Genomic DNA, 10,152 nt, shown 5'->3' with positions numbered 1-10,152 from the left:
CTTTAGTTCGCCTGTTATCATTAAAATAAAACATGCTGATAATAATACTGTTGGATTTGATTCGGGCGATCGTTGGAAAATTAGTTCCACCGGTGCAAGCTTTAATTTAAGCGATCCAAAATCTAATTTAACATTGAATTCGAATTTCAATGGAACAATTGTTTTTACTCCTAAGAATGCAGCCAATACAGATTCAGAAACTTGGAGCATAACCACTTCCCGCATTTCTTCTCTCACCTTAAAATTAGATGTAGGCAATACAATGTCTGATTTAAAATTGGAAGTACTGTGTGGTGCAGAAATAGATTCAGATAATGACGGTATCGTCAATCGTTTGGATCCAGATTCAGACGGTGATGGTTGTAGCGATGCTAAAGAGGCAGGTGCAACTACATCAACTGCCGCAAATTATTCCTTTACATCAGCAGTAGGAACTAATGGTTTAGCTGATGTTCTAGAAAATATTGTCGATAATGGAATTCCGAATTATACCACTTTTTATATCAATAATGCCCTAAATAACGCTGTAAATGCCTGTGTTGATACAGACTCGGATGGCATTACAGATTTAATTGATATTGATGATGACAATGATGGTGTTCTAGATGCAATAGAATCTCCAGCTTGTTTCTTCAGTCCTGCAGAATGGAACAGTACCAATAAATCTCGTTTTGTAAGTGTAAGCTCTCAATTGAATCTACTGAATAACAATTTACTAGCTTTAACTGATGGAATAGGTGAAACTGTGGAAGCAGTTCAATTTGCTACTACAACAGCTCAATCCCAATTAAACAAAGAATTATTAAAATTCAGCTTTAGCGCGCCAACACCTTTAATAGCTATTTATATTGCCAAAACTACGGCAACCCAATTATTTGGCGGTAATGTGATGGTGCAGGGTTCAAATGATAATAGCACTTGGACCAACTTGATGTCAGCAGCAGCTAATCCTGTAAATACTGCTTCATTAACAACCATCAATGGGGTACTCTCTTTAACGAATACCAATAAATTTACACTAAATACTAATTTAGGATCGTACAGCTTTTATCGTATTTATGGAGTAGCAACTGCCAATGTGCTAGCCGGTATTGCTTCTGAGGTGTATTTTGATTTTAACAATACAACTTATCAAGCATCAAAATTCCCGAAATTAACGTGTAACAACGATACCGATGGTGATTTAAAATACAATCACTTAGATTTAGATGCCGATGGTGATGGATGTTCTGATGCATTTGAAGCAGTTACAACTACGTCTAAAACAGTCAATTTTGCCCATCCCACTACATCTGTTGGTTCCAATGGATTAGTCAATAATTTAGAAACAACAGCAGATAATGGTATATATAATGGTACCTATAGCTATGATTTTGCGCTAGATTATACCCAAATTGCATGTACCGATACAGACAATGATGGTGTTATCGATTTAAGAGACTTAGATGATGATAATGATGGTGTTTTAGATACAAGAGAACAGGCAACATGTGCTGGACCTGCTGCATTTACGCTTAAAAATATAAATGGTACAACAACTGGGGTATTTGGTTACAATTCAGTATTCCCCTCTTGGATGACCCAATCATTTGCCCAATTACAACCGGGTTATACTTTGAGTTTTGCTACTCCAGTAGAAGATGTAGCCTTGCAGTTTGCTTCCATTTATGAAGTGGATCGTTTTGGAGATTTTAGTGTTAAATTAAGTGATGGGACGATCATCAATAAAGTAGAATTTGATTTATTAACATCTTATGCTCCAACGGCTGACATTTGGACATCGCAGCCCAATAACGTAAATAATTTTACAGGGAATTTTACCAAAAATTATGGAGCACCATTTGCACAAGGAACACCTTATTTCCAAACCCTAAATCCAACGGGTGGTACAGAGCAGTCGTGGGGAATTGTGCGTTTGAAAAATATTCCTGGTGCAACAACCAAAGGAATTGTTGAAGTAAGTTTTAGAATCTTAGAATCAAATGCTACCTCTGGAACAGCTGGTTTAGCTGTTTACACTTCTTGTGTTTCATTTTTGGATAGCGATGGCGATGGAATACAAAACCGCCTAGACCTCGACTCAGATAACGATGGTTGTACCGACGCCAACGAAGCAGGTACAACTTTTATCAGTACTTCGGGCGTAGCAGCAGCAGATCAATTGTCTGAGGATGTTATTCCTGGACCCTATGGTACCAATGGTTTTGCTGATGGACTTGAGACTTCAGCAGGAAGTGGATCTTACAAAGGTACTTATACCTACAATCCAGCGATGCAGCCTCTAACTAAATCTTGTTTGGATTCCGATTTAGACGGCATTCCTAATATTAAAGATATTGACGATGACAATGATGGAGCAACCGATTGTCAAGAAGGAATTGTAAAGCCTCTAAACTTTGCTAGTCCAGTTCTTTTTACAGATAGAAATGTAGATGAAGTAGGATTGTTGAAATTCTCCTCTGCCAGTGTTCTTACAGGTGCACAGCAGAATGCTGCTCCAGTCGGTAATGCAAATGGAAATATCGGAATGTCAGTTATTGCAGGTACAGGTACAAAAACAGGATACCGTTTAACTTTCCCTGATCCAATAAGTCTCCAAATTACCAATAATACAGTTACTACTTCAGGTTTTGTTACGACTGATGAATACCACGAATTTAGCGCCGGTGGATTGATTGTTCAACTTTCAGATCCAGCAGACGAATTGCAAGTTTGGAATGGAACAGCTTGGGTGGATATGCCAGATATTTATGGAGCAACAACCATTCGTTGGAGACCCAAAGTTAACTTACTTGAGGGTGGAGGAAGTTTCAAATTCTTAATTGCAGATGCTTCGGTTTTTGATTGGACTTTATTTAATAATAATTCCACGACGGCAAATGGTTCAACTATCAATATTTCACGTGCATGTATCGAAACTGATACCGATGGCGATGGAAAACCTAATAATTTAGATTTAGACTCAGATGGCGATGGTTGTTCGGATACGTTTGAGGCAGGCGGCTCTACTACCTCTACAATTACAACGGTTTATCCAACGGGTGCTGATGCAGATGGAAATGGTTTATTAACCACCTATCAAAATATAACGTATCCTTGGGCAATAAATTATACTTCATTATATAATCCATTCGCAATAGCTAAAAATTTAGCAGATTGTAAAGACGCGGATGGCGATGGTATTTTTGATAATACGGACATTGATGATGATAATGACGGGACTTTAGATGCTATTGAATCACCTTCTTGTTTCTTTAGCGCTGTTGAATGGAATAAGTCTGATAAAACATTCTATACCAAAATCACATCTCAATTAACCACAATTAGTACAGTTAGTAACTTCGATTGGTTAACAGATAATAATGGAACAGCCAATGCTGTACAATTTGTAACCGCCACGGCACAATCACAATTGAATAAAGAATTGTTTAAGATTGAGTTAACAAAGCCAACGCAACTAGATGCTATCTATATTTTAAAAACCTCTGGTACACAAATTTTTGCAGCAACAGCAGCAAGTTTAAAAGTTCAAGGTTCGAATGATAATACTGCTTGGACTGATTTAACAGATGCAATTGCTTCACCAGCCAATGCAACAAACGTAACGGCAAATGGTACAGTTTCTCTAACGAATTCAAATAAATTTATCATCACACAAAACGCTGCTAAATATAAATACTATCGTATTTATGGAGTAGCTACTGCTAATATTTTAGCAGGTATTGCTTCTGAGTTTTATTTTGATGTAAACACATCAACCTATGATGGTTCGGTTTTCCCGAAAGCAACATGTAATGATGATAAAGATAAAGACGGAATATTCAATCATCACGATTTAGATTCTGATAATGATGGATGTAGCGATGCCTTAGAGGCAGAAGCCACCGCAATTACAACTGCTAATTTTCAATTTACAGGAACAGCAGCAGATTTTGGAAGCAATGGGTTAATCAATTCAAAGGAAACAGTACCGGATAATGGTACACTAAATTATACTTCTAAATACGTAAATGCATTATCAAACAATATTTCATATTGTGCCGATACCGACCGCGATGGAATCAGTGATGCAATAGATCTTGATGATGATAACGATGGAATTTTAGACGATGTAGAATCGCCAAACTGTTTCTATACTGAAAATGAGTGGCATTATGGCAAACGTCCGGAAATTGAAGTTACCACAGGATTAACAATGGTTAGTCCTCAAAATAACCCTCAAAAGTTAGTGGACGGTGTAAACAGCCAAACAAGTTATGATGTGAGAATGGTTACCACTACTGCCACAGTAAATGCACTTGGTTCGGGAGTATCCGTTTATAAATTCAACCTAAAAACGCCAGTAAAATTGTCAAAGATTTTATTGGGATACACAGGTATTTACACTCATTTTAATGATGGTACAAAATTAATTCTACGAGGCTCAAATGATGGAATTACTTGGACTAACTTATCTGGTACAAGTACAACTCCTGAAGTAAGCTATGATGCTACAATCAATGCCACTGCAGGCATTGAAACCAGCCAAATTTTCCCTTACCCAAATACTACGCTATATTCTGAAAATGCAAACGTATTTACGGTAACTCAAAATCAAGCGAAATACCAATATTATGAAATTTTCTGGGCGAGTGGTGGAGGAATAAATACCAATGGATATGCCAATGAGGTGTATTTTGATGTTACATCAGATTATATACCGAGTCAGCATCCTAAGTCGGCTTGTTTGAGTGACACCGATGGTGACGGAGTTTTGAATCATAAAGATTTGGATTCTGATGGGGATGGTTGTGCAGATGCCAATGAAGCTAAAATACCTACTACACTAACATCGGGTGCTGCAACTAATTTGGAAGGCACTTCGCTTGCTATAGGTACACTCACATCTACCACTTTAACAAATGCAGTAGTGGCAGGAGGAGCATCCTCATTCGGAGCCAATGGCTTTGCCGATGCTCTTGAAACATCTGCTGAAAGTGGTATTTATAAAAATACTTACAGCTATGAAACAGCAACTAATAAAAATATTAGTGCTTGTTTAGACTTTGATGGTGATGGAGTGCCTGACTTATATGATTTAGATGATGATAATGATGGTATTTTAGATATCGTTGAATGTCCGGTACCAGGTGTTGAACCTTTAGTACCACGTTTTGATCTAAATGCAGGGGGTACCCCGAGTATTACCCAAACCCTTACTAGTTTCCCTGAGGAATTGTGGATTGATATTTGGAACATTGATAATAACTTAAATCTAAAAATAAACGATGTTAATATCACCACGGTAAGCGAATTGAATTTTGCACCAATGGGTGCTTCGACTCCCTATTTAGTTCCTTTTTCAGATGTGGTTTTACCAAATGGAAATCCATTGCAATTTCCTGCGGGACAAGTGTGGACCTATGGCAATACCAACCCACGCCCTTTGATGCGAATCAAAATTAATCAAAGGGGATTTACTAAGATTTATGGCTTAGACGGTGTAAATGGAGCAGGTAATTATCAAGAATTAATCCTTGTAAATGCAGAATTTCAACAAGTACCTATCAATTTAACAGGTACCAATACCATTAAATTTAGTCAAGATGCGACATATAATCCAACCTATTTAAATGCAGAGTTTAACATATTTAATAGTGCCGGACTTTGTGATACGGATGGCGATAAAATACCAAATCAATTAGATTTAGATTCAGATGGCGACGGATGTAGCGATGCCTTCGAAGCAAGAACAACAACTAATGCTACTCCTGATTTTAAATTTGATTCTAGCAATAGCTTTGGAACAAATGGTTTTGTTGATACAAAAGAAACTGTAACGGATAGCGGCGTTTATAATAGCTATTACCCTTACGACTATGCAATTGATGCCACTATTAAAACGTGTTCAGATTTTGATGGAGATACTGTGCCCGATATTTTTGATCTTGATGATGATAATGACGGAATTTTAGATGCAATCGAATCAAGTTCATGTTATTTTTCTCTTGTAGAATTAACTAAGCCGGCAACAGTTAGTTCTGAATTGTTCCCTTATGATGCAACAGCAACTTATGCGGTTAACAATTCAATTGATGCGCTTAAGTCAAGCTATTCTGCTTTCAAAGCAGGACAATATTTAGCTAATAAAGAAATTTTAAAGTTCACTGCCAATGGTTTAATTGCGATCAATAATCTGACTTTAGATTTAGATTTTAGAGCTATCTCTGCAGATGTTTCTAGTACATTTAAACTACAAGGCTCAACAGATGATGTACTTTGGGATGACCTATCAGCGGCGCCAGTTTCATCATTATTGTATACACCACCAGCAACGCTTGTATTAACTAATGATTTACAGCCTACTAAAAAATATAAATATTTTAGGCTATTTGGTGTTGCAGGTACTTCTAATTTTGGGGGTGTAGCTAATGCAACTTTCATACTATCGACTTCAAATAATAGTAGTGCTTTCCCAAAAATCACGTGTAATGAAGATATTGATGCAGATGGAAAACCAAACCATCAGGATTTAGATGCAGATGGTGATGCTTGTCCGGATGCCAAAGAAGCAGGTGTAACAGGGACTTTAACTACTGGTAGCCTTGTTAATTTGACTGCAGGTTCAAGCACTACAACTAACACAACTGCCAATGTAGCCAATGCCATTGCAGCTGGTCCTTACGATGCTAATGGTTTTGCCAATGGTTTAGAAACGGCTGAAAATGGGGTCTATACTGGATCCTATACCTACGAATATGCTAAAACGAATACCATCAGTTTATGTGTAGACACTGACAATGATGGCGTGATTAATTACTTCGATATTGACGATGATAATGACGGCGTTTTAGATGCTACGGAATCACCATATTGTTTCTATTCTTCGGTAGAAATAGCTAAACCTACCACGGTAAGTACAGAAATGCCTCAATATTTAACCAATGAGGTTGCTTTTGTAATTGATAATGATGCTACAACAAAAGTTGGTTTTGCATCAGGCACCAATTGGGTAGGAAAAGAAATTTTAAAATTCACTGCTGCTGATTATGTAGCGGTTTCAGGAATGAGTTTTGATTTGCTTTCTTGGTCAATATCAAGTGCTTCAACAAGTACCTTTAAATTACAGGGTTCTACGGATAATATTGCTTGGACTGATTTATCTGCAGCAACTTTTTCTACTGCAGTTAGTGGAAACTTTACTATTAATAACACCCTTGCACCTTCGGCTAAATTCAAATATTTCCGTCTTTTGGGTGTGGCAGGTACTGCCGGATATGGAGGGGTAGAATCTGCTCGATTTATTCTGCCAACCAGCTACAACCCTAGTTTTTATCCAAAATCAACATGTTTAGGTGAAGATTTGGATGGTGATTTAATTCCGAATCATTTAGACTTAGATTCAGATGGCGATTCTTGTGCGGATGCCATTGAAGCTGGAAGTTCAACTTTAGCTACTAGTACGTCTAATTACCCAACAGGATCAGATGATAACAGTAATGGATTATTAAATAACTACGAAAGCACTACAACAGCTGGTACAATTAAATATAGTTCAGCCTATGATTTTGCTTTAAATAATGCCATTAATACTTGTATAGACACAGATTCAGATGGAATTAAAGATTTTGTTGATATCGATGATGACAATGATGGTGTATTAGATGTAACAGAATGTGATATTACTGATTTAGCTGGAGCACGTGCAAGATATGTTTCAGCAGCATTCCACGGGACTATTTGGAAAGGTGCAAATAATACTTTTTATGTGGCTGGTGATAAATCAGATCCAACCAGTACCCTTGCTAATCCGATGCCATTGGCAATAACACCGGCAAACGGCTATAACTATACCGGAACCATTTTGCATGCACAAGCATACGGATTAAATGGGTACATGATTTTAACCACTACGGGTTTATACACTTGGGGACAATCAAGTGCATTGCGCGCAACAGCTGCCTTTGGTCAAGCAACTTTGCCGGCTAATATTGTCCCAAGTGAAGTGAAGCAAATGTCCATCAACGGCACTACATTGAACTTGATGTTCTTAATGAAAGACGGTACAGTCTATTCATACAGTGCAAAATATAAAGAAAATAATGGGGCTGGATTAAGCGCCATCAGTACAGCATTTACGCAAGTTTACAAAACAGACAAAACACCTTTATTAAAGGTTTCTCATATTCAAACAAGTACAACTGGAACATTTGCCTATAGCAAAGCAGATAACAAGTTCTATACTTGGGGTAATTTAATCTTCTTAGGAGATGGATCAGCTGTTGGTGCAGCCAATTATGCTACCGAAATGGTAAATCCATTAACTCCAGGTGTTTCTGTATTGTCTATTGGAGTCAACTCAAATAGTGCTGGCTTAACCTATTATGTATTAGGTTCAGATAAACGAATTTACACGGTTGGTGAAAGTGATTTAGGAATTACAGGTCAGGGTGATATTGTTGACCTAAGTTATTGGACAACCGTTAAAAATTCAGCAGGAACAGCTCCTTTAACGGATGTTGATTTCCTAAGTACGCAATACGCCGATGATTCGAATGAATCTGCTTCAGCAATTTTAACTAACGGACAATTACTGTCTTGGGGTTCAAATTCAGCCAGTATGATTGGTGTTGGTCCAGTAAATGGTTCTTCTTATCTGCCACAAATTCCTTTAGGAATTACTGCATCCACCAAAATTATTGCAGTTGCGAATGGCGGACATATCACACCAATTTTTAGAGATGATATGTACGTGGGTAACATCGGACATAATGTTGGTGGTGCCTTTGGAGATGGAACGACAACAGATAGATCTTATTATGAATTTAAATCTTTTGTTGGAGAACTAGATAAACCTTGTGTTCCTGATTTAGATGGCGATGGCATTCCAAACCGTTTGGATTTAGATTCTGATAATGATGGTTGTTCTGATGCGAAAGAAGCAGGAAGTTCAACAACTTCAAATACAACAAGCTACCCTGCGGGTTCAGATACAAACAGCAATGGATTATTAAATGATTACGAAAGTACTACAACCGCTGGAACAATAAACTATACAAGCTTCTATTCTATTTTAGCATTAAAAGCTAATTTGTACGGTTGTACCGATACTGACCGAGATGGTGTGAGTGATGTACTCGATATAGATGATGACAATGATGGTATTTTAGATAATCAGGAGTGTTACGTAACTTGTGAAACACCTATCATCAATGGTGGCTTTGAGTCGAATTTCATTCCTTTAGGAACAGTTACGATTTTAGGACAAGAATTAGTGCCAGGATGGTCAACATCCAACGACACATTTATTGAATTATGGGGAACAGGCTACACCGCAGTTCCAGCTGCAGAAGGAAACGCGCATGCGGAATTGAATGCTTATACCGTGTCAACCTTTTACCAAAAACTATGTGTTCCACCAGGATCTGTTATAAGCTGGTCTGTAAAGCACCGTGGTAGAGATGGCGTGGATGTAGCTGAAGTACAATTAGGTGGATCTTTAGCCACAGCTGTTACGCAGGTAGTAATGTCGGACGGCAATACCGCTTGGGGAACTTACACAGGAACGTACAGCATTCCAGCAGACCAAGCAACTACTTACATTGCATTTAAATCTATTACGCCAACAGGTACTACAGGGAATTTCATTGATGATGTTCAAGTTACCATCATTCAAAACCCAGGTTGTGATACGGATGGTGATGGAATTGTAAATTCTTTAGATTTAGATTCAGACGGAGATGGTTGTTCTGATGCCATTGAAGGAGGGAGTTCTTTAACAGCGACAAGCACTTCAGTTTACCCATCTGGTACAGATACGAATGTTAATGGTTTATTAAATAACTATGAAAGTTCAACTGCAGGAAGCGTAAATTATGCCTCTACTTATTCTACTTATGCTTTGTCTGCCAATGCCAATGCTTGTTTGGATACGGATAATGACGGGATAAAAGATCTTGTAGACATCGATGATGATAACGATGGGGTCTTAGACGCAGTCGAATCGCCATCATGTTTTTATCAAGTAGGCGAGGTTAATTCAGGAAATAAATCAAGTCTAGTTAAAGTTAGTAGCCAATTAGAAGTAGTTAAAAATAATGTTTTTGAAGTGCTTACCGATGGCATTGGTGGAACAACAACTACTAATGTGCAATTCATCAGTACGCCCGCTCA

1 protein-coding gene is annotated in these 10,152 nt (G+C 37.8%); it reads left to right on the top strand.

The window, feature by feature from the left end:
* The coding region (locus ACIQ0D_RS12665; RefSeq protein WP_395806169.1) for a hypothetical protein at positions 1-10,152 on the top strand (10,152 nt) is incomplete at both ends.

Origin of the sequence: Daejeonella sp. (assembly GCF_044342615.1) — a bacterium.
In the GTDB taxonomy this organism is placed as follows: domain Bacteria; phylum Bacteroidota; class Bacteroidia; order Sphingobacteriales; family Sphingobacteriaceae; genus Daejeonella.
The sequence above is the reverse complement of the archived record's forward strand: the minus strand, read 5'-3'. Positions and strand labels throughout refer to the sequence as shown.